The sequence below is a fragment of the Bifidobacterium coryneforme genome (genome assembly GCF_000737865.1).
In the GTDB taxonomy this organism is placed as follows: Bacteria; Actinomycetota; Actinomycetes; order Actinomycetales; family Bifidobacteriaceae; genus Bombiscardovia; species Bombiscardovia coryneformis.
This window is the reverse complement of the sequence record NZ_CP007287.1, coordinates 1,281,098-1,302,021: the sequence shown is the minus strand read 5'-3', so window position 1 is coordinate 1,302,021 and position 20,924 is coordinate 1,281,098. Positions and strand designations below refer to the sequence as shown.

The window sequence follows — 20,924 nt, the reverse complement described above, 5'->3', positions numbered from 1 at the left end:
ACACATGGTCCGGCAATGGGTTCACGCACCCCGCTGCCGGACCTTCAATGGTGAGAAGCGGGCGATGCCCGCCCCCTCCACAGCAGTAGGCTGGACCTTAATCATGCCAGCCGTTCGGAAGGAAGCGCACGATGCAAACCAAGAAGAGGACGGAATCGGTTCGGATTCCCGACCGGATACAGGCCCGGCCTGTGCGCAAGCCGGGACCGATCGTGGCTGCCGTCATCGTGGCCATCTTCGTTGCCATGCTGATTCATGGCATGGTGACCAACCCCAAGTTCGACTGGCCCACGGTCTGGAAGTACCTCTTCAATGAGCACGTTCTGGACGGTATCAAGTGGACCCTCCTTCTGACCATCTACGCCATGGTTCTGGCCACGGTTCTGGCCATCATCCTGGCTGTCATGCGCAAATCGTCCAATCCGGTCCTGCGCTGGGTCAGCTGGTTCTTCATTTGGTTCTTCCGGGGCACGCCCGTATACACCCAGCTGGTTTTCTGGGGCCTTCTTTCCGTTCTGATTCCCAAGCTGGCCATCGGGATACCTTTCGGACCCGAATTCTGGAGCATAGACACCAAGACTGTGTTGAACGCAACCGTGGCCACGATTCTGGGTCTGGGACTCAACGAGGCCGCCTACCTTTCCGAGATTGTCCGTGCCGGCATCGAGGCAGTTGACCCCGGGCAGAGCGAGGCTGCCAAAGCCCTGGGCATGCCCCCCTCGATGATCATGCGTCGAATCGTCCTTCCCCAGGCCATGCGCATCATCGTGCCGCCCACTGGGAACGAGACCATAGGCATGCTCAAAACAACCTCTCTGGCCCTGGCCGTCCCCTTCACCCTGGAGCTCCAGTTCGCCACCAATGCCATCGCCAACCGCATCTACAAGACCATCCCCCTCCTGATTGTGGCCAGCATCTGGTACCTGGTCATCACGTCGGTGCTTATGGTCGTCCAGGCCCAGCTTGAAAAGCACTATGGCAAGGGATTCGATTCACGGCCTCTGGCCAGCAAGTCCCCCAAGGGGACCGACGGCAGTGAAGACGGTCAGGATGTTGACAAGATCAACCAGGTCCTGATGGCGGGGTTGAACGCATGAGCAGGGGAGCGGAGCCGGGTATGAGGAAAGACCCAGAGGAAACGGAAGGACCGGTCGTGAAAACGGATCAAAGCGAGGATCGGAAGCAGCCGGACTCTTCAAAGCCGGCCATCATCATCAGGGACGTGCACAAGGCCTTCGGTGACCTTCACGTGCTCAAGGGAATCAGCCTGGAGGTCATGCCGGGCACGGTGACCGCCATCCTGGGCCCTTCGGGGTCGGGCAAGTCCACCCTTCTGAGGATGATCAATCAGCTGGAGACCAGGACCGCCGGTGAAATCTACGTCAATGGGGAGCTCACCGGATACAGGCAGGTGGAGTCGTCACATGGCCCGGTCCTGCAGACTCTGGACGATAAGGCCATCGCCCGCCAACGGGCCAGGATTGGCATGGTGTTCCAACGGTTCAACCTCTTCCCCCATATGACAGCCCTGGGCAACGTCATGGAGGCTCCCGTCCATGTCGGAGGGGTTTCCAAGGCCAAGGCGCGTGAGGAGGCCGAGGTCCAGCTGGACCGGGTCGGTCTGGGTGACCGCATGGACTACTATCCCGCCCAACTGTCAGGCGGTCAGCAGCAGAGGGTGGCCATTGCAAGGGCCCTGGCCATGCACCCTGACATCATGCTCTTCGATGAACCAACCAGTGCCCTGGATCCCGAGCTTGTCGGGGAGGTCCTGGGCGTCATGCGCCAGGTCGCCGGCGAGGGGATGACCATGGTTGTGGTCACTCATGAAATGGGCTTCGCCCGTGAGGTGGCCGATCAGATCGTGTTCATGGACGAGGGAGTGGTGGTTGAGCAGGGCGGGCCGAAGATCATCGACCACCCTGCCACGGATCGCTTCCGGAGCTTCCTCGATACCGTTCTGTAAGGAAGAGGGGACCGCTAAGCGGTTTGGTCGTTCCATGCGCGGTTCCGGGCTGGTTCTTATTTCGATGCCTTTGACCTGGTGGGGCTTGTAGAAATTCAGGCAAGAAGACCCTTTGACGGCGGGGCCGCCCAGGCACCTGGCTAGACTAGTGGACCATGTGCGGAATCGTTGGATATGCCGGATCGGTTCATGCGGCCTGCGGAAGGCCGCTTGAAGTCTGTCTGAATGGCCTTGGGCGCCTTGAATACCGTGGATACGACTCCACCGGTGTGGCCCTGGCGGCCCCCGGTATGGAAAAGGTCAAGGTGCGCAAGAAGGCCGGGCGGTTGAAGAACCTCCTTGCGGATATCGAGAAATCCCCTTTGCCTGACGCGACCGTGGGTATCGGTCACACCCGCTGGGCCACCAACGGTGAACCGACCGACCTGAATGCCCACCCCCACCAGAGCCGGGACGGCAAGGTCGCCATCATCCATAACGGGATCATCGAAAACGCCTCGCAGCTTCGTCTGGACCTGCAGACCGAAGGGTACACGTTCGTCTCCGCCACCGACACCGAGGTGGCCGCCAAGCTCATCGGCAAGGCCGCCCAGGAGATCATCGATACCGAGGGGGTTCCGGACATCTTCAAGGCCACCCGTCGTGTGGCCCGGATGCTCAAGGGAGCCTTCACCATCCTGGTCGTCGACAGTCGGCAACCCGACCTGGTTGTCGGGGTCCGGCACGACTCTCCGCTGGTTGTGGGCCTGGGAGACGGGGAGAACTTCCTGGGTTCCGACGTGGCCGCCTTTGTCGCCTACACCAAGGAGGCCCTGGAGCTGGGCCAGGACCAGGCGGTCTGCATCAGCGCCGATTCGGTCATCGTCACCGATTTCATGGGGGAGCCCGTCCCCGAACCTCGCCGTTATACGGTCGACTGGGATGCCTCGGCTGCCGATAAGGGTGGCTGGGAGTCGTACATGGACAAGGAGATCCATGAGGATCCGGCCTCCGTGTCCGACACCCTCCTTGGACGGTATGACGACAAGGGGCACCTGGACCTGGACGAGGTTCACATCGATGCCGACGTCTTCCGCCAGATAGACAAGATCATCGTGGTGGCCTGCGGCACGGCCTCCTATGCCGGACTGGTGGCCAAGTACGCCATCGAGCATTGGGTTCGGATACCGGTGGAGGTGGAGCTGGCCCATGAGTTCCGCTACCGGGACCCGATTCTGACGTCACGAACCCTGGTCGTGGCCATCTCCCAGTCCGGAGAGACCATGGACACCCTGATGGCACTGCGGCACGCCCGGGAGCAAGGGTCGAGGGTCCTGGCCATCTGCAACACCCAGGGGTCCACGATTCCCCGGGAATCCGATGCCGTGCTCTATACCCATGCCGGGCCCGAGGTGGCCGTGGCCTCCACCAAGGCCTTCCTGGCCCAGATCGTCGCTGCCTACCTCCTGGGTCTCTACCTGGCCCAGGTCAAAGGGACCATGTACCGCGACGAGATCCATCAGACCATCGACAGCCTCAAGGCCATGCCCTCCAAGATCCAGTGGGTCCTCGACACCCAGTCGGAGAAGGTGCAGGAGACGGCTGCGCGGATGATCGATGCCCGTTCCTTCCTCTTCCTGGGTCGTCATGTGGGCTACCCGGTGGCCATGGAGGGTGCCCTGAAACTCAAGGAGATCGCCTACACCTTCACCGAGGGATTCGCGGCCGGGGAATTGAAGCATGGCCCCATCGCCCTTGTCGAGCCGGGGGAGCCGGTCGTGGTGATTGTTCCCAGTCCGCGCGGGCGGGATGTCCTCCACAGCAAGGTCATTTCGGCCATCGAGGAGGTCAAGGCGCGTGGCGCCTTTACCATCGCCGTGGCCGAGGAGGGTGACGAGGATGCCGGACGGTATGCGGATGTGGTCTTCCGCAGGCCCCAGTGCCCGACCCTGATGAGCCCCTTGGTCGATGTGGTCCCCCTCCAGCTCTTTGCACTGGACATGGCCCAACTCAAGGGTCTGGACGTGGACAAGCCCAGGAACCTGGCCAAGTCCGTCACCGTCGAGTAAGGGAGGTCATCCGGTGCCCGAGCGGCCCCATCGGTGGGTTCTGGACGAACCGGATATTCCCTTCGACATGCCTATCCTCTATGAGGATTCCAGAATCATCGCTGTCGACAAGCCGCACTTCCTGGCCACCACCCCACGGGGGATGTGGTACAGGAGCACGGCTCTCATCAGACTCAGGGAGATGAGCGGCGAGAACAGTATCACTCCGGCCCACCGCCTGGACCGGGCAACGGCCGGGGTCCTGGTCTTCGTCCGGGACCCTGCGGCCCGAGGGGCCTATCAGATGCTGTTCCAGGAGCACCGCGTCAGGAAGACCTATGAGTGCCTTGCCCCGGTCCGTCCGGTCCGCCGGCCGGTGACCGGAACCGTGACCGGTCTGAACCGGCCCCGTCCCTTTCCCCTCCTGCGCCGGTCGCACATCGTCAAGGATCGTGGTCGGCTCCAAGCCTTCGAGGTGCCCGGCAGGGTCAATGCCGAGACCCGTATCGAGTCGGCCGCTGACAAGGGGCCGGTGTTCCGGTCATCATCCGGACTGGTGGGTGCCTATACCCTCCATCCGCGAACGGGAAAGACCCACCAGCTGAGGGTTCATATGAACTCCCTGGGACTTCCCATCGTCGGTGACGACCTGTATCCCCGCGTCCTGGAGCGCCCTTACGACGACTTCAGCAACCCTCTTCAGCTGGTTGCGCGCTCCCTGGCTTTTGTCGATCCTTACTCAGGTCATGAGCGTTTGTTCTTCTCCAGCGTACCGCTCGGCTTCGTCTCAAACTCAGGTCATAATGAACGGGTGGCATCCGATACAAGGTCGTGACCATGCCAAACCCTGAGGATGGGGTCGTGGGATGGTTATCAGGAGCCCGGACAGTGCAGCGATGAAGAGCATCCAGGAGGTTTCATTCCATGAGCAAACCCGAACGTCGTCCCTACCGGTGGCCCAGCCATCTCAAAAAGCAAGCATCCAAACTGTGGTATGGCTGTGACTACAACCCGGACCAATGGCCTGAGGAGGTCTGGGATGAGGATATCCGCCTTATGAACCAGGCCGGGGTCAATGTGGTGGCTCTGGCGGTCTTTTCCTGGTCGCGGATAGAACCCTCCGAGGGCGTGTTCGACTTCGATTGGCTTGATAGGATCATCGCCAAGCTGGGGAAGGCCGGTATCGGGGTCAACCTGGCATCCGCCACGGCCTCCCCGCCCGCCTGGCTGACCCAGTCACACCCGGAGATTCTCTGGAAGGACGAGCGCGGCGATACGGTCTGGCCCGGGGCACGTCAGCACTGGCGGCCCACGTCGCCCGTATTCCGCACATATGCCCTGAAGCTCTGCAAGGCCATGGCCGAGCATTACAAGGACAACCCCTATGTGGTGGCCTGGCACGTGGGCAATGAGTATGGTTGCCACAATCGTTTCGATTATTCGGATGATGCCATGCGCGCCTTCCAGCGTTGGTGCAAGCATCGTTACGGCACCATCGACGCGATCAACGAGGCCTGGGGCACCTCCTTCTGGGCACAGCGGCTCAACGACTTTTCGCAGATACTCCCGCCCCGGTACATCGGTGAGGGGAACTTCCAGAACCCGGGTCGGCTCCTGGACTTCGAGCGGTTCAGCTCAGACGCCCTCAAGGAGTTCTTCATGGCCGAGCGCGACACCCTGGCCAAGATCACCCCGGACATCCCCCTGACCACCAACTTCATGGTCAGCTCCGAGGGATTCATCATGGATTATGACGACTGGGGACCCCAGGTGGACTTCGTCTCCAACGACCACTACTTCATGCCGGGTGAATCCCACCTGGACGAGCTGACCTACTCCTCCGGTCTGGTCGACTCCATTGCCAGGCGCAAACCCTGGTGGCTCATGGAGCACTCCACCTCGGCGGTCAACTGGCGGCCTATCAACTTCCGCAAGGAGCCGGGGCAGCTTGTCAGGGATGCCCTCGCCCACCTCTCCCTGGGGGCGGATGCCATCTGCTACTTCCAGTGGCGCCAGTCCCAATCCGGGGCGGAGAAATTCCACTCGGCCATGGTGCCCCACGCCGGCGAGGACTCACAGGTCTTCCGCGACGTCTGTGAGCTTGGCAGCGATCTGGTCGGCTTCTCCGATGCCGGGCTTGCCGGAACCGTGCTCGACAAGTCCCCGGTGGCCGTGGTCCTCGACTATGAGAGTGAGTGGGCCAGCAAGCACTCGTCCGTTCCCAGCAAGAACGTCAGTCATGGCACCGAGCCGCTGGATTGGTACCGCGCCCTTCTGGACTTGGGCATCAGGGCGGACGTGGTGCCGGTTCGTTCCGACTGGGATACCTACCCGCTGGTCGTGCTGCCCTCCCTCTACCTGCTCAGCAGGGAGAACTCGGAGAGGCTGCATGACTACGTAGCCAAGGGCGGAAAGGTCATCGTCACCTATCTCAGCGGCATAAGCGACGCCCATGACCGCATATGGCTGGGTGGATACCCCGGGTCCATCCGGGATCTGCTGGGTATCAAAATCGAAGAGTTCGCCCCCATGGATCAGCACGTCGAAGGCGGCATGGACCACCTTGACCTGACCAACGGAACGGTGGCTCATGACTGGGCCGACGTCATCGCCTCCATATCCGATGACACCCGTGTCCTGGCCCGGTACCAGGCGGATTCATGGACGGGTATGGATGGCATCCCGGCCCTAACCCTGCATGATTGGAAGCAGGGGAAGGCGGCCTATCTTGGGTGCAGGCTGGGGCGTGAAGGTCTGAAGAAGACCCTGCCTGAACTTCTGAAGGCCCTGAAGGTGGAGGGTCTGCAGGAGGCCGATGAGGCCCGCGGTGATGTCCTGCGGGTGGAGCGGGTCAGCGAGGACGGACGCAACCGGTTCGTCTTCCTTTTCAACCGCTCCCATCACCAGGTCCAGGTCGACCAGGAGGGGAGCGTCCTAGCGGCATCCCTGGCCTGGGAGGATGCGGACGCGAAGACGGCCACCCTGGATGTGAACGGCGTCCTGGTCGAAAAGGTGGTCACCCGTCGGCATTGAGGTCGTGGATATAGGCCATGCCCTTGAAAATGAGTTCGGGGTCGTAGACGTCGATCAGGTCAGTGTCCTGTGAGAAGCTGCGACCCATGCCTCCGGTGGCGACCACTTGGAAATCCTGACTGATTTCGGTCTTGAACTGGGTGATGATACGCTCCAGGCCGCCGAGGAAGTTGTAGTAGAGACCCGCCTGCATGGCCGTCCTGGTACCTGTTGCCAGGATGGTATCCGGGCGGGTTATCTCGACCTGGGGCAGCTGTGCGGTCTTCTCGAAGAGTGCCCTGGCCCCGGAACGTATCCCTACGGTAATCAGCCCTGATCTGATCGTCCCCTTGGCGTCGACGTAATTGAAGGTGGTGGCCGTGCCGAAATCCACCACCAGGACAGGTCCGCCATAGACCCGATAGGCACCGACGCAATCGGCCAGGCAGTCCGCACCCAGGGAGCGGGGGTCGTCCAGGCGGATGTTCATGCCCGTCCTGACTCCGGGGCCGACCACCAGGGGCTCAATGCCGAAGAACTTGACCAGGCAGGCCTTGAGGGGGTGCATGACGTCCGGTGCGACCGAGGAAATCACGGCATCGTCCACATCCTCCGGCCGGTATCCGGCCATGGCCAGGTACTGGGTGAGCATGAGTCCGAACTCGTCGGCCGTATGATCCGTATGGGTGGTCAGGCGGTAGGAGTCCCTGACCTGGCCCCCCTCCATGAATCCGACCTCGATGTTCGTGTTGCCAATATCCACGGCCACCAGCATGCTCGTCTCCCTTGCCACTCGGTTGGATTCCCTGAACGGGTGCCGACCTCTTGGACGGCTTCATCCCCTGGTTCCGATTCCATCATAGGGGGACGGTGCGGTCATGTCGCCGCAATCCTGTTCCCGCCGGGTTTCGGGGCTATGCTGGTCAGTGGTGATCGACCAGTATGGCGGTCAACCGGAATTCGCAAGGAACACAGGTATGAGACCAGATGAACCCGGCGTGCATGCTCCTGGCAGCGCGACCGAAGCAGATAAAAACCATGACCCGCTAAGTCGGGGGACGGGTGCCGAGAGTCGTCCGGGCCCAAGCACCGATCCGACCCTGAACGAGGCGTACCGGCCCATGTCGTCCTACGGCAATCCTCTGCCCTGGAAACTGCTCAGCCTGGTCCTGGCGCTGGCCCTGATGGTCTCGCTCTGGACCGGTCATAGCGGGGGGCGCATGGACCGGACCAAGGGGGGCCTGGCCGATTCGATCAGCATCGGTTTGAAGCTGGCGCCCGGCAACCTGGACATCCGCAACCAATCGGGGACCGCCCTGGACCAGCTCCTGATTGGGAACGTCTATGAAGGCCTGGTCGCCCGGGACTCGAACAACAAGGTGATTCCCGGTCTGGCCAAGGACTGGGACATCTCCGAGGACGGGCTGGAGTACGTCTTCCACCTGCACAAGGGGATGCACTTTTCAAATGGCCACACCCTTGATGCGGATGACGTGGTCTGGTCCCTGCAGGAGCTCATGAACCACCACTACCAGGGCAGCGAAATGCTCAAGAACTACAGGTCCATCGAGCGGGTCGATGCCACAACGGTCAGACTGCGGCTGACCCGGCCATACCAATACCTGCTCTGGGAGTTGAGCGGACGGGCGGGATTGGTCTTCGACCGCCAGGCCACCTATGACATGAAGACCGCAGCCCAGGGATCAGGTCCCTATCTGATCGAGACCTTCCGCCCCAACGACTCGGTCCTTCTCAAGGCAGACCCCCACTACTGGGGGGACAGGAAACCCAAGACCAGGACCATCCGGATACGGTATCTGACCGATGACAATGCCGCCGTCAACGCCCTGCGAAGCGGGGATGTGCAGGCTCTGGCACCCATCACCGCCAATCTGGCCGGCTCCTTCCGGTCAGACCCTTCCTTCCAAGTTCGGACGGGGGAGGACACGGACAAGTTCGTCCTGGCCATGAACGGCAAGGGGGAGGCGACCTCCGATATCAGGGTCCGTCAGGCCATCCGGTATGCCATCGACCATGAGCAGCTGATTGCCTCCCGTGGCGGTGTCGACAAGGCCATGGGAGGGCCGATCCCCTCCCTGGACCCGGGATATGAGGATCTGACAGGCCTTTTCCCCCATGACCCCGACAAGGCCCGCCAGTTGCTGGGCGAGGCCGGTTACGGGCCGGGGCATCCTCTGCGATTGCGGTTGACGTATGCCAATACCTACGGAACCGAGCTGGGAGATCAGCTGCGCTCGCAGCTCAAGGTCGTCGGCATCGAGCTGGACGTCAGGGTGGTGGAGTTCTCGGTCTGGCTCCAGGATGTCCATGCCAACAAGAACTACGATCTCTCCCTGGTCGACCACGGTGAGAGTCACGATTTCTATCAATGGGCCACGCCGACCTATTACTACAACTACGATTCGCCCGAAGTGCGCCGGCTCTACGACCAGGCCATGGATACGGTCTCGCAGGAACGTTCGCAAGAACTTCTGACCCAGGCTGCGCGCAAGGTCAGCGAGGATGCTGCGGCCGACTGGCTCTTCAACTACCGGATCACCACAGCCTGGCATCAGGGTCTTAAGGGGTTCCCGGTCAATCTGAACCAGTCCCTCCTGCCCCTCTCGGACCTGACCTATCGGAGGGATTGATCATGATGCGATTCCTGGTCAGGCGCCTGGCCCTTTTTGCCCTGGCGCTGGTGTTCATCTCCATCCTGGTGTTCGCCGCGCTACGTATCCTGCCGGGCGATGTGGCATCCGTGATGGCCGGGCTGAATGCCCCTCCCGAGCGGGTGGAGATGCTGAGGCAACAGATGGGGCTGGATTATTCCTATCCCAGGCAATACCTGGATTGGGCGAACGGGCTGATTCATGGGGACCTTGGGCGGTCCCTTCTGACTGGTCGTCCGGTCGCCGCCCAGGTAGGGGAGCGGGCCCAGGTCACTTTTCCGCTCATCCTGTGCGGTCTGGTCGTCGCCCTTGCGCTGGGTATTCCCCTGGGTTGTGCCTCGGCCTTGGCACGGAGTCCGAGGATGAGGTCCATCAGCCATATGGTCGCCATCGTAGGGGGAGCCGTTCCGGCCCTCTGGTCCGGCCTGCTTCTCACCATGCTCTTCTCCAAGGGGGGCGGTCTGGTCGGTCTCCTTCCATCCCAGGGCTTCCCCATCCAGGGTTGGGGCCAGCCGGGACGGGCCCTGGAATCCCTCATCCTTCCTGCCCTGTCAACGGGCATCATCGTGGGTGCCGGCATTATGCGATACACGCGCTCCCTCCTGGGTGACATGCTCTCCTCCGGATATGTGGACATGGGTATGGCCTGTGGGATGACACGGACCCAGGCCGCCCTCCGTATCGGTCTGCGGGTGGCTTCGCCGCAGCTGGTTTCCGTTGTGGGGCTGACCATGGCCGAGATGATTACCGGGGTCATGGTCAGCGAGAACCTGTTCGCCCTGCCGGGGCTGGGTTCCATGTTGGTCACCGATGTCGGGAATCGTGATCTTCCGGCCGTCCAGTCGGAGCTCTTCCTCCTGGCGGTCTTTTTCCTGTTTCTGGGATTGCTGGTGGATGTTGCCCATAGATTGATTGATCCGCGGCTGCGAGGCGCGGTCAGGCAGGAGGTGGATGCCTGATGAAGGCGGAATATGCAGGCAAGGGACACTGTGGAAGGACCTCCGTCTTTCCCGGTCATCTGGGCTTTTCCGGACGGACCCGGGTTGTTCTGGGCACTATGTGGAAGAAGGCCTCGGGGCGGTATTCCCTGATTGTCCTGGTAATCTGGGCTCTTGTTTCCTTGATTTCCCGATTCTGGACACCGGTCCCTGTCTGGGCCACTGACGGCTACCGAATCTGGCAGACCCCAAATAGTGCCCATCTCCTTGGCACGGATGGCACCGGGGCCGACATCCTCTCCTGGTTGATGGCGGGGTCGGCGACCAACCTGGTCATCAGCCTCCTGTCGGTTCTCCTGTCGGGTGTGCTGGGGCTTGGCCTGGTCATGGCCATGGTTTCACGCCATTCGGGGTTTTCCCAGGCGGTCGTGGTCCTGGTGGATGCCTTGATTTCCCTGCCCACGGTCCTCCTGGCCTTGATTCTGGCGGTCCCCCTGGGGCCCAGTATGGCTGTCGTCATTGTGGCCTGCGGAATCGGCTACGGACTCAATCTGGCTCGAATCGTGCGACCGCAGGCCCTTCTGGTGGCAGGATCGGATTATGTGCAATCCGCCAGGCACAGCGGGGTGGGGTCTGTCAGGATATTCTTCACCCATCTGGTGCCCAATATTGTCCCGGTTCTCTGCGTTCAGCTCTCCATGTCGGCGGGGACATCTGTCCTGGCCGAGTCGGGTCTGACCTATCTTGGTGTGGGCGTTCCATCGGGTCTGCCATCTTGGGGGCACTCGCTGTCTACGTCGGTCAGGTTCATCGACATCTTCCCCCTGACCGTGGTCTGGCCCGGGCTGGTGGTCACCATGGTCGTGGTGGCTCTGAATCTCTTCGGTGATGCCCTGCGTGACGCCATCGATCCGGTCACCAACCCCGGCCTCAGGGCTGCCGTGGCCTCCGCCAACCGGCCCCTCCACCGGTCCAGGAGTTGGGAGGCCCCTGAAGGCTACGTCCATGCCGACTCGACCCCCAGGCCGGCCGTCCATGACGGGCGTGCCGACCACTCCTCCCAAGGAGGCTGTGATGTCGCTGAAGATTGAAGGTCTCACCATGTCCATCAACGGGCATTCCATCCTTGACGGGGTGGATCTCAAGGTGGCGGACGGGCAGCGGGTGGGACTGATCGGCTCCTCGGGTTCAGGGAAATCGATGATTGCCCGGAGCATCCTGGGGACCGCGCCCCTGACGGCATCCTTGTCGGGTTCCATCCTGGTAGACGGATTCCAGGTTGTGGGTTCGGATGATCTCTCACTAGCGGACATGCGTGGATCACGAGTGGGGATGGTCTTCCAGAACCCATCGACGGCCCTGAACCCGGTCAGGCCGGTCGGCACTCAAATCGAGCTCCCCCTTCGTCGTCACTACCGTCTGAATGCAGGGGAACGACGCAGGCGGGTCGCGGAGGTGCTGACTGAGGTCGGGTTGGATGAATCGTTGGCCGGCTCGTATCCGCATGAGCTGTCCGGTGGTCAGCAGCAGCGTGTGGCCATCGCCACGGCCCTGGTCACCAGACCGCGACTGATTCTGGCTGACGAGCCGACCACGGCCCTGGATGCCATCACCCAGCGGCAGATTGTGGACCTCCTGGTCTCCCTGGCCGAGAGGAGCGGGGCCTCCCTCCTCTTCATCACCCATGACTTCTCCGTCCTGACCAGGGTTGCCGATTACTGCTACATCCTGGATGCCGGTCGTGTGGTCGAAGAGGGAGAAACCCGAAGTGTCCTGTGCAACCCCTCCAGCCATCAGGGCATGGCCCTGGTGCAGGCGGCCAAAGAGCTGACTCTCGGTACGGGTGAGAGCGGACTCGGCGATAAGCCCGAACCCGGGCCAGGTATCGCTGTGGTCCCGGTCGGGGAAGGAGACAGCCGTGGACAGGCATGAAAGAGCGGGCTTGTCAGGTATGGCAGATTCCGAGGTTGTCAGGTCTTCGCCCTCTGTCTCCTCCACTCCTGATCCGATTCTGGTTGGGAGCGGGCTGACCAAGACATATCCCTCGGTCGGTCATGGGAAGGTCGGGAAGGCCGCGGTGTCGGGAATCGATGTCTCCCTCTCCCCCGGGGAGTGTCTGGCGGTCATCGGTGAGTCAGGTTCGGGCAAGACCACCCTCTCCCGCCTTCTTCTGGGCCAGTTGAGGCCGGATGCGGGACAGGTGACATACCGGGGGGTGCCCGTCCAGGATGGGTCGTCGTCCGCCAGGTCCCTCGCCCGGGACTCCGCCCTCGTCTTCCAGAACCCCTTCACCTCCCTTGATCCCCGGTGGACCATCGGCCGCTCGGTTGCGGAACCCCTTCTGGCTGCGGAAAGGAGGGATGGTGGGCCCGGCTGGGGTCGCCGTCGTGTCGAAGAGAACGTCGTCGATGAGGTTGCCGATGTCCTGTCCCGGGTGCGGCTCGATCCGGCCCGGGTCATGGCCGCCTACCCGGCGGACCTTTCCGGTGGACAGGCCCAGAGGGCTGCCGTGGCTAGAGCCTTGATCGCGAAGCCGCGAATCCTTCTGGCCGATGAACCGATGAGCGCCATTGATGTTTCGGCCAGGGTGGGGATTCTTCACACGCTCCAATCGGTCATGGCCGAGTCCAGGCAGCAGTCCGGTTCATCCGACGCGATGGCGATGATTATCATCTCCCACGACCTGGGCGTGGTCCAGCACATAGCGGACAGGGTCATGGTGCTCAGTCGGGGAGTGGTTGTGGAGGAGGGGCCTGTGGAGGCCATACTTGCCCATCCCGGAGAGTCCTATACCCGGCAGCTCGTTGCTGCGGCGACCATGTGATTGTCTCCGCCCGAGATTCCGTCCATACGTGAGTTGGCGGGACGCTGGCGGGCAGCCGCTCAGGGATCCGTCCCGATGGAGGTTGACCACATGGTCATTTCGCCCACTGCGTCACTCCCGGCGAGGCAATAGACTGGAGAATCATGGTGGACATAGAGGATGCAGGACGGGCGCTGAAGCGATATTTCGGGTATGAGTCCTTCAGGCCGGGTCAGGGGGACCTGGTCAAGGCCATCCTGGGTGGGCAGGACTGCCTGGGTGTTATGCCGACCGGGGCCGGCAAGTCCATCTGTTATCAGATTCCAGCCACCCTGCTGGATGGTTTGACCATCGTCATATCGCCCCTGGTCTCCCTGATGAAGGATCAGGTGGATGGGCTGGAGGATGCCGGCATTCAGGCTTCATTCGTCAACTCCACCCAGGATATGGATGAGCAGGCCCTCGCTCTGGCCCGGGCGGCACAGGGGCGGAGCAAGATCCTGTATGTGGCCCCCGAACGGTTGGACGCCCCCAGGTTCAGGGACTTCGCCCAGCGTGTGAGGATATCCCTACTGGCTGTGGACGAGGCCCACTGTGTATCCCAGTGGGGACAGGACTTCCGTCCCTCCTACCTGGGTATCGGCGACTTCATCAGGTCCCTTCCGCAGAGGCCGACGGTTGCGGCCTTCACCGCCACGGCCACCGAGAAGGTGCGTCGCGACATCGTATACATGCTGGGCCTGAACGACCCTTATGTGGCGGTGACGGGGTTCGATCGTCCCAACCTCTTCTTTGATGTGATCAAGCTGGAGACCAAACACAAGAACAGTTGGGTTGCCCGGTACGCCCGGAAGCACCAGGACGAATCGGGCATCGTCTACTGCGCCACCCGTAAGGAGACCGAAGCCCTGGCCGATGACCTGACCAAGGTCGGCATTAGTGCCGTCAGCTACCACGCAGGCATGGATGCCCAGGACAGGGAGCGAGCGCAACGGGACTTCGTCAACGACAAGGTGCAGGTGGTTGTAGCCACCAACGCCTTCGGTATGGGCATTGACAAGTCCAATGTGCGATATGTGATACACCACAATATGCCGGAGAGCATCGAGGCTTACTACCAGGAGGCGGGCAGGGCCGGACGCGATGGGGAGCCCGCCAGATGCTCCCTGCTCTGGAATGAGAGTGACATAGTCACGCGCAGGCGGCTGCTCGACATGGACAGCGGGAATGACCGCCTGACCGGTGACCAGGCCGAAGCGGTCCGGGCCGAGCACCGGCGTCTGCTCAATGTCATGATCGGATACTGCCGGACCACCGGCTGCCTGCACCAGTACATGCTGCGGTACTTCGGTGAGGAGATGGCACAGGCCGCCGCCGGTCCGTCGCCTGCCGCCGCCGACAAGGGGGAATCCGCCCAGGTCGGACGCTCCGGAGCGGGGAGCGAGGAGGGTGAAGAAGGGTCAGGCCAGGATGGTTGCCGTAATTGCTCCAACTGTCTGAGCACCTTCGAGACCATCGATGTCAGCGACGTGGCCCGCGCCATCAGCAGGTGTGTGCATGATGTCAACCAGGGGTTCGGATCGGGGAAGATCACCCAGATACTGCGGGGGTCGCGGTCGCAGGACCTCCTTCGGCGTGGACTTGATCGATGCCCCAGCTACGGGGCCCTTTCCTCAGTTCCGGAGGCGCGAATCCGCGATGTGCTCAACCAGATGGCCTCGGACGGGTACCTGAATATCACCGAAGGCCGGTTGCCCATGGTCCACTTCGGCCCCAAGGCCGCGCAGACGGTCGCTCCCCACTTCCACTATGAAATCAAGCGGACGGAGCGGAGGGGAGTGGCTGTTGCCGTGGACGACCAGGATACCGGCAGGGTCCACGGCGCCGGCTCCTCCTTGGGCGATGCCCCCTCCTCGATGATGGGGGAGGACGGCCTCGACCAGGCCGGGGTCGGCGATGTCAGCCCCGCTGATGAAGAACTCTTCCAGAAGTTGCGCGATCTGCGAACCGTCATAGCCAGGGAAATAGGGAAACCTCCCTACATCGTCTTCTCCGACAAGGCCTTGCGAGATATGTGCCGGCTCCGTCCCACCGATGATGCGGCCTTCCTGGCGGTCAACGGTGTGGGGCAGCACAAGCTGGAGCAGTATGGTACCCGGTTCATGAAGGCCATCGCCGATTTCTCCACCGAAGGCGGGGTTGAGGGTTAAGAGACGCAGAGATGGACGAAGAGGCAGATAGACCGGTCGGCCTACCATGAAACGTATACGATTTCATCAGACTCGCCTTCCATTTGGGGGCGGCTGGCAGGAAAGGAAACGAATATGGACGACAAGCCTGTAGTCGAGAGCTTCGAACTTGACCACACCAAGGTCAAGGCCCCCTATGTCCGTCTGATTGACGAGGAGGAGGGCCCCAAGGGCGACATTATCTCCAACTATGACCTGCGCCTGGTCCAGCCCAACGAGAACGCCATACCGACCGGAGGCCTCCACACCATCGAGCACACCATCGCCGTGCTGTTGCGTGAACGGATTCCCGGCTACATCGACTGCTCACCGTTCGGTTGCCGCACTGGATTCCATCTCCTGGCCTGGGGTCGTCATTCCACCGAGGAAGTCGCCAAGGCGCTGAAGGAGTCCCTGGAGTTCATCGCGGAGAAAGCCACCTGGGATGATGTGCCCGGCACGGAAATCACCTCCTGCGGCAACTACCGTGACCATTCCCTCTTCTCCGCCAAGCAGTGGAGCCGTGACATCGTGGACGCCGGTATCAGCTCCGACCCCTACGATCGCAAGCTGGTCTGACTTCGACAGTGATTTGATTCCGGGACCATCGACGGTCCCGGTTTTTTTTATGGCTGATGACAGATATGGGGTATGCCTCTTCGCACTGCGCTAAGCCGGAGTATGCGGTTGCGGGCTTGTTCTGAATGCCGGTCATTCCAGGTCTTTCCGCAGGACATTGGAACACGGAATGAGCCGGACTATTCCCCGATTCGCTCAATGCGTAGTGGTTTTCCCGCGACGTGCCATTGGTTACACTCGTACATCGGCAAAGCGCAGGGGCCTGGAAACCCCTGCCTCTCAGGTTAGGAAAGAGGTGCCAAGAGTGCGCAGGTACGAAATGGAAACGGCTCGTTGGATTCGCCATGCCACCATGGATGACTTCGATGCCATCATGTCGGTCTATGCCTATGCCCGCAAAAAGATGGCCGAAACAGGCAACCCACGCCAGTGGGGCGACAAGTATCCGTTGCCCGAACGTATCCAGGCGGACATCGAGGGAGGGCACACCCTCCTCCTGGTGGATGACGCGGCGGCCCTGGCCGACCCTCCCGAGGATCCGAACTACCCGGAACCTGAGCTGGACGAGCATCGCGGCGAGCACGAGCGCATCATCGGTGTCTTCGCCATCTTCCATGACGAGGATCCTGACTACAGGGTCATCGACGGGGAGTGGTTGGATGACCAGCCCTACACCACCATCCACCGGGTGGCCTCCTCCGGTCTGGGACGTCATGCAGCCCACGACCTGCTGAGCTGGAGTATGCGCCATTTCGAGAACGTTCGTGCTGATACCGGAATGAAGAACTATGCCATGCAGCACATCCTTGAGACCCACGGATTCACCAAGTGCGGAAACATCGTCATGCCGCAGAACAAGGATATCGACCAGGTGAGGCTTGCGTATCAGCGCCATGACGTTACGGACGGCACCGCCTGTGGTCCGAAGGACACAGCCAGGCAACTGCTTTCCGTATAAACGAAGGCAGCAAGGATGATGTGCCGTTCATGCCCCGATAAGCGGAAGTCGTGGACGGTGTAAAGCAAGAGAATCACGGTCCCCCCTCCTCTCCCGGAGGGTCTGTGGTCCACGGGACGGCAAGTGCCGGTATGGTCAGGGTATGGACCATGCCGGCACGTTTTGACTCAGGCCTGTCGCACAATGGTCCCATGAGTTTGAATGCAGCACCGTCCTGGGACTTCTCTTCGGATGCCGGCCGAGATAACTACGAGAAGGCCCTGGAGGCTTATCCCGGCCAGGTCATCGTCGACCTTGCAACCCTCAAGGCCAACATGGGGGAGCTGGTCAGCAGGGTCGGGGAGTCCGGGTCCGGTGCGCAGGTCATGGGTGTGGTCAAGGCCGATGCTTACGGTCACGGTCTGATACCGGCCGCCTTGGCCGCGCTCGCGGGAGGTGCCACATGGCTCGGAACCGCCCAGCCCCGTGAGGCCCTTCATCTTCGGAGGGCGGGTATCGGTCCGGACAGGTGCCGGATACTGACCTGGATGTACAACGTCGACAAGGCCCCCCTGGATGACCTCATTCGCGCCGACATCGATCTGGCTGTCGGTTCCCTGCACATCATCGATCGGGTGGAGGAGGCGGCCAGGCGGGTCGGCATGCCGGCCAGGATACATGTGAAAGTCGATACAGGCTTCGGCCGTAATGGGTTCACGCCGCAAACCTTCGACTCGGCCCTGGAAGAGCTGGGCCCCCTGGCTGCCGAGGGTGTCCTCGACGTCGTCGGGCTCTTCAGCCACTTGGCAGTGGCCGATATGCCGGACGTCCCTGAGTTCGTTGCCTCGACCGATGCTCAGATCGCCTTCTTCGAGGAGTTCGTCCGTCGCCTGACCGCGGCTGGAATGAGGCCGATGATTCGTCATCTGGCCAATACCGCCGCAACCCTGAGCCGTCCCGATATCCACTACGAACTGACCCGCCCTGGTATCGGTATGTATGGGTACGAGCCTGACCCATCCATGGGCAGGTCCGCTGACTATGGTCTCAAGCCCGCCATGACCCTCCAGGCTCAGCTGAGTACGGTCAAGGATCTGGAGGCCGGGCACGGGGTCTCCTACGGTCGCACCTATTTGACCAGCTCCGATACCTCCACGGCCATCCTGCCCCTGGGGTACGCGGATGGCATTCACCGATCCGCATCAGGATTCGATGTCGAGGGTTCCACCGGAACCACCCACCAAGGTGGTCCGGTTCGACTGATGACCAAGCAGGGGCCACGTCTTGTGCGCGTCTCGGGTCGGGTCTGCATGGACCAGTGCGTGCTGGACCTGGAGGGAAAAGCCTCGACCCTGGGGGTTGAGGAGGGTGACACGGTGGTCCTGTTCGGACCCGGGAGGGGTGAGCCCTTCTGTGAGCCCACTGCCGACGACTGGGCCAGGGCGGCGGGGACCATCAGTTATGAGATCTTCACCTGTCTGCGCAACCGGATACCCCGACTCTATCTGCATGCCTCCGAAGTCATCCGCCCTGAGGATATGCACCTCTTGGACCCGGACACCGTCCTCTGAGGCTTACCGTCATGCCTGATGATCCGGCTCGAATCTCCCACCTGGGAAAGATGACCAGCCGGTGGTGTCCGGGGCGGATCGATTGTTGCTGAGCCATCCTGATTTGGTGAGATGTCCCACACTCCTTACCCGGACGGGAGAATCGTTCCCTGATATCCTTGCCAAGCTCCCGTCTGCGTGATGAGATGAGGACATGAGCACATATGCAGGTAAGGAACCAAGCAGCATTTCGTACACAGCGGTTGCCGACATCACCGGAGGCCGTAATGGGCATGCGGTCAGTCACAACCCTGATCTCACCCTGGACCTGGACACTCCCAAGGCCATGGGAGGCCAGGAAAACGGAACCAACCCCGAGCAGCTATTTGCCATAGGGTGGGGTGCGTGCTTCCAGGGCGCCATGGGACTGGCCGGCAAGGAACTGAGGGTGGCGGCCACCAAGCTGGCCCAGAGCAAGGTCAGGGTCCATATCTCCCTGGGTGACGAGGGTGAATCCTTCGGCATCAAGGCCAGAATCGAGGTGGCCCTGCCCGGCATTGACAAGGAGACGGCCCAGCGCCTGGTTGACAGGACCCAGGAACTCTGCCCCTATTCCAAGGCCACAGCGGGCAATGTTCCCACTGAACTGGTGGTCGTTGATTCGCTGGACTGAATTCTGGGACTGATCAAGACCCCCAAGTTTCAAAGTACCCAGTAATGGACGGCGGCCCCGCCTTTCGGCAGGTAGCCCTCGCCAAGGGAGCGCCATCTGGTTCTGGAGTTGTGGTTCCCGTACCGGATGGGGGACAATTGGAACATCGGTAGGGGATTGGGCAGGTGATGTTTCTGCCGGCTCGCAAAAGATTGACGGTTGTTTTGGTTCGGAAGGAGGCCCACCCAGATGGCAATCAGTGGAAGGCAGCGCCTCAGTGATGAGGGCTACACGGCCTTCGATGAGGAGCGCTGGGCTCCGGAGCCTCCAAAATCCAACTCCCGTACAGCCTTCGAGCGTGATCGTGCCAGGCTGGTCCATTCCTCCGCCCTGCGCCGCCTTGGAGCCAAAACCCAGATTCTGGTGGCGGGAACCGATGATTTCGTCAGGACCCGTCTGACCCATACTCTGGAGGTCGCCCAGATAGGGCGCCAAATCGGCACCATGCTGGGTTGCGACCCCGATGTGGTCGATTGTGCCTGCCTGGCGCACGATTTGGGTCACCCGCCCTTTGGGCACAACGGGGAGCGGGCGCTTTCCTCCATCGCCTCCTCCATCGGGGGATTCGAGGGAAACGCCCAGACCATGCGACTCTTGACCAGACTGGAACCCAAGGTCTTTCATCCTGATGGCCGCAGTGCCGGTGTCAACCTGACCAGGGCGGCCCTGGATGCCGCCGTCAAGTATCCCTGGACCTTGGCCGACGCGGCCAAGCATCCCAAGGGGGAGCGGTCTGCCAAGTACTGTGTCTATCCCGATGATGAGGAGGTCTTTGCCTGGCTCAAGCGGGACGCGCCCGTCAATACGACACCGATGGAATGCCAGGTCATGGATCTGTCCGACGACATCGCCTACAGCGTGCATGATGTGGAGGATGCCATCGTCATGGGCTCATTCGATCCACTTGCCCTGGCCGACCCGAGGGTCATGGATGGGGTGGTCGCTGCTGCTCGGTCCTGGTACGGTGAGCGCTGGGATGCGGATTTGCTTGTGCAGGCCTTGGGGAGAATGAAATCCATGCTTCCCCTGCATTTCAACGGTTCGCGTCGGTCCCTGGCCCAGCTCAAGAACATGACCAGTGCCCTGATAGGACGGTTTGCGGGGTCCGTTGAGGCCGCCACCCGCCAGGAATATGGGCAAGGCCCTCTTACGCGATATTCGGCCACTGTAGTCATCCCTGAGGGAACATCCTACGAAATCGTGGCGCTGAAGGGGATCGCCGTCTACTTCGCCATGGAACCCAGGGAACACGAGCCCTTCCATGAAGAACAACTGAAAATCATCACCGACTTGGTGGAGGTGATGATGGCTGATTCTCCCAACCCCTCGGATGCGCTGGAAACGGTCTTCCTGGAGGACTGGGTTGAAGGCTGGATCCGACTATGAACGTCTCCGCGTGGCTGTCGATCAGGTGGCCTCGCTGACCGATGGTTCGGCCCTGTCGCTCCATTCCATCATCTGCCAATAGGTTCGACAGGCCAGGGACCCCTACTGTTTCCC

General features: G+C 61.7%; 16 protein-coding genes and 1 pseudogene. 16 read left to right on the top strand and 1 reads right to left on the bottom strand.

The genetic code is table 11. The features are described 5' to 3' along the window. Positions 1 to 131 precede the first annotated feature (131 nt). The 5 genes from bcor_RS05155 (at position 132) to bcor_RS05135 (ending at position 7,026) form a co-directional block, all read left to right on the top strand. Entirely contained in the window at positions 132 to 1,097 is a 966-nt protein-coding gene (locus bcor_RS05155) for an amino acid ABC transporter permease (protein WP_033497750.1), read from the top strand. A gap of 56 nt (positions 1,098 to 1,153) precedes the next feature. After that, positions 1,154 to 1,966: an amino acid ABC transporter ATP-binding protein gene (locus bcor_RS05150; protein WP_051875811.1), complete on the top strand. Its 813-nt coding sequence runs from the start codon at positions 1,154 to 1,156 to the stop codon at positions 1,964 to 1,966. A gap of 155 nt (positions 1,967 to 2,121) precedes the next feature. After that, positions 2,122 to 4,014 carry a glutamine--fructose-6-phosphate transaminase (isomerizing) gene (glmS, locus tag bcor_RS05145; RefSeq protein WP_033497752.1) on the top strand — a complete coding sequence of 631 codons (1,893 nt, stop codon included), beginning with the start codon at positions 2,122 to 2,124 and terminating at the stop codon, positions 4,012 to 4,014. A gap of 67 nt (positions 4,015 to 4,081) precedes the next feature. Continuing rightward, positions 4,082 to 4,828: a pseudouridine synthase gene (locus bcor_RS05140; protein ID WP_051875810.1), complete on the top strand. Its 747-nt coding sequence runs from the start codon at positions 4,082 to 4,084 to the stop codon at positions 4,826 to 4,828. Positions 4,829 to 4,917: 89 nt separating this feature from the next. Beyond that, positions 4,918 to 7,026, top strand: a complete 2,109-nt coding sequence (locus tag bcor_RS05135) for a beta-galactosidase (RefSeq protein ID WP_033497754.1) — start codon at positions 4,918 to 4,920, stop codon at positions 7,024 to 7,026. Here bcor_RS05135 and bcor_RS05130 read toward each other — a convergent pair. Beyond that, a complete protein-coding gene (locus bcor_RS05130) occupies positions 7,010 to 7,780 on the bottom strand; it encodes a type III pantothenate kinase (protein ID WP_033497756.1) in 771 nt (256 codons plus the stop codon). The genes bcor_RS05135 and bcor_RS05130 overlap by 17 nt on opposite strands. Positions 7,781 to 7,982: 202 nt before the next feature. On the opposite strand from bcor_RS05130, the gene bcor_RS05125 reads away from it, so the two are divergent. The 11 genes and pseudogenes from bcor_RS05125 (at position 7,983) to bcor_RS05075 (ending at position 20,892) form a co-directional block, all read left to right on the top strand. Next, on the top strand, positions 7,983 to 9,656 hold the full coding sequence (locus bcor_RS05125; protein ID WP_033497758.1) for an ABC transporter substrate-binding protein: 1,674 nt from the start codon (positions 7,983 to 7,985) through the stop codon (positions 9,654 to 9,656). A 5-nt stretch (positions 9,657 to 9,661) separates the two neighbouring features. After that, positions 9,662 to 10,636 carry an ABC transporter permease gene (locus bcor_RS05120; RefSeq protein WP_033497925.1) on the top strand — a complete coding sequence of 325 codons (975 nt, stop codon included), beginning with the start codon at positions 9,662 to 9,664 and terminating at the stop codon, positions 10,634 to 10,636. 98 nt (positions 10,637 to 10,734) lie between these two features. Further along, positions 10,735 to 11,706, top strand: coding sequence for an ABC transporter permease (locus bcor_RS05115; RefSeq protein WP_238548594.1), 972 nt, complete (start codon positions 10,735 to 10,737; stop codon positions 11,704 to 11,706). Continuing rightward, positions 11,690 to 12,547: an ABC transporter ATP-binding protein gene (locus bcor_RS05110; RefSeq protein ID WP_051875698.1), complete on the top strand. Its 858-nt coding sequence runs from the start codon at positions 11,690 to 11,692 to the stop codon at positions 12,545 to 12,547. The genes bcor_RS05115 and bcor_RS05110 overlap by 17 nt, the downstream gene beginning before the upstream one ends. A gap of 19 nt (positions 12,548 to 12,566) precedes the next feature. Next, positions 12,567 to 13,439, top strand: coding sequence for an ATP-binding cassette domain-containing protein (locus bcor_RS05105; protein WP_051875697.1), 873 nt, complete (start codon positions 12,567 to 12,569; stop codon positions 13,437 to 13,439). 143 nt (positions 13,440 to 13,582) lie between these two features. Further along, positions 13,583 to 15,628 (top strand): RecQ family ATP-dependent DNA helicase, encoded by a 2,046-nt coding sequence (locus tag bcor_RS05100; protein ID WP_033497761.1) that lies wholly within the window; start codon positions 13,583 to 13,585, stop codon positions 15,626 to 15,628. A 114-nt stretch (positions 15,629 to 15,742) separates the two neighbouring features. Then, complete coding sequence (locus bcor_RS05095; protein WP_033497762.1) at positions 15,743 to 16,225, top strand: S-ribosylhomocysteine lyase; 483 nt, start codon at positions 15,743 to 15,745, stop codon at positions 16,223 to 16,225. Between the two features lie 319 nt (positions 16,226 to 16,544). Continuing rightward, positions 16,545 to 17,183, top strand: a complete 639-nt coding sequence (locus bcor_RS05090; RefSeq protein WP_052115177.1) for a hypothetical protein — start codon at positions 16,545 to 16,547, stop codon at positions 17,181 to 17,183. Between the two features lie 191 nt (positions 17,184 to 17,374). After that, a complete protein-coding gene (alr, locus tag bcor_RS05085; RefSeq protein ID WP_033497935.1) occupies positions 17,375 to 18,733 on the top strand; it encodes an alanine racemase in 1,359 nt (452 codons plus the stop codon). Positions 18,734 to 18,926: 193 nt separating this feature from the next. After that, positions 18,927 to 19,385 carry an Ohr family peroxiredoxin gene (locus bcor_RS05080; RefSeq protein ID WP_033497764.1) on the top strand — a complete coding sequence of 153 codons (459 nt, stop codon included), beginning with the start codon at positions 18,927 to 18,929 and terminating at the stop codon, positions 19,383 to 19,385. A gap of 228 nt (positions 19,386 to 19,613) precedes the next feature. Further along, positions 19,614 to 20,892, top strand: a pseudogene (locus bcor_RS05075) (deoxyguanosinetriphosphate triphosphohydrolase). Positions 20,893 to 20,924 lie beyond the last annotated feature (32 nt).

Coding starts and splice junctions, on each gene's coding strand:
- bcor_RS05155 (WP_033497750.1), top strand. CDS start 132: ATGCAAACCAAGAAGAGGACGGAATCGGTTCGGATTCCCGACCGGATA.
- glmS (WP_033497752.1), top strand. CDS start 2,122: ATGTGCGGAATCGTTGGATATGCCGGATCGGTTCATGCGGCCTGCGGA.
- bcor_RS05140 (WP_051875810.1), top strand. CDS start 4,082: ATGCCTATCCTCTATGAGGATTCCAGAATCATCGCTGTCGACAAGCCG.
- bcor_RS05135 (WP_033497754.1), top strand. CDS start 4,918: ATGAGCAAACCCGAACGTCGTCCCTACCGGTGGCCCAGCCATCTCAAA.
- bcor_RS05130 (WP_033497756.1), bottom strand. CDS start 7,780: ATGCTGGTGGCCGTGGATATTGGCAACACGAACATCGAGGTCGGATTC.
- bcor_RS05125 (WP_033497758.1), top strand. CDS start 7,983: ATGAGACCAGATGAACCCGGCGTGCATGCTCCTGGCAGCGCGACCGAA.
- bcor_RS05120 (WP_033497925.1), top strand. CDS start 9,662: ATGCGATTCCTGGTCAGGCGCCTGGCCCTTTTTGCCCTGGCGCTGGTG.
- bcor_RS05115 (WP_238548594.1), top strand. CDS start 10,735: ATGTGGAAGAAGGCCTCGGGGCGGTATTCCCTGATTGTCCTGGTAATC.
- bcor_RS05110 (WP_051875698.1), top strand. CDS start 11,690: ATGTCGCTGAAGATTGAAGGTCTCACCATGTCCATCAACGGGCATTCC.
- bcor_RS05105 (WP_051875697.1), top strand. CDS start 12,567: ATGGCAGATTCCGAGGTTGTCAGGTCTTCGCCCTCTGTCTCCTCCACT.
- bcor_RS05100 (WP_033497761.1), top strand. CDS start 13,583: ATGGTGGACATAGAGGATGCAGGACGGGCGCTGAAGCGATATTTCGGG.
- bcor_RS05095 (WP_033497762.1), top strand. CDS start 15,743: ATGGACGACAAGCCTGTAGTCGAGAGCTTCGAACTTGACCACACCAAG.
- bcor_RS05090 (WP_052115177.1), top strand. CDS start 16,545: ATGGAAACGGCTCGTTGGATTCGCCATGCCACCATGGATGACTTCGAT.
- alr (WP_033497935.1), top strand. CDS start 17,375: ATGAGTTTGAATGCAGCACCGTCCTGGGACTTCTCTTCGGATGCCGGC.
- bcor_RS05080 (WP_033497764.1), top strand. CDS start 18,927: ATGAGCACATATGCAGGTAAGGAACCAAGCAGCATTTCGTACACAGCG.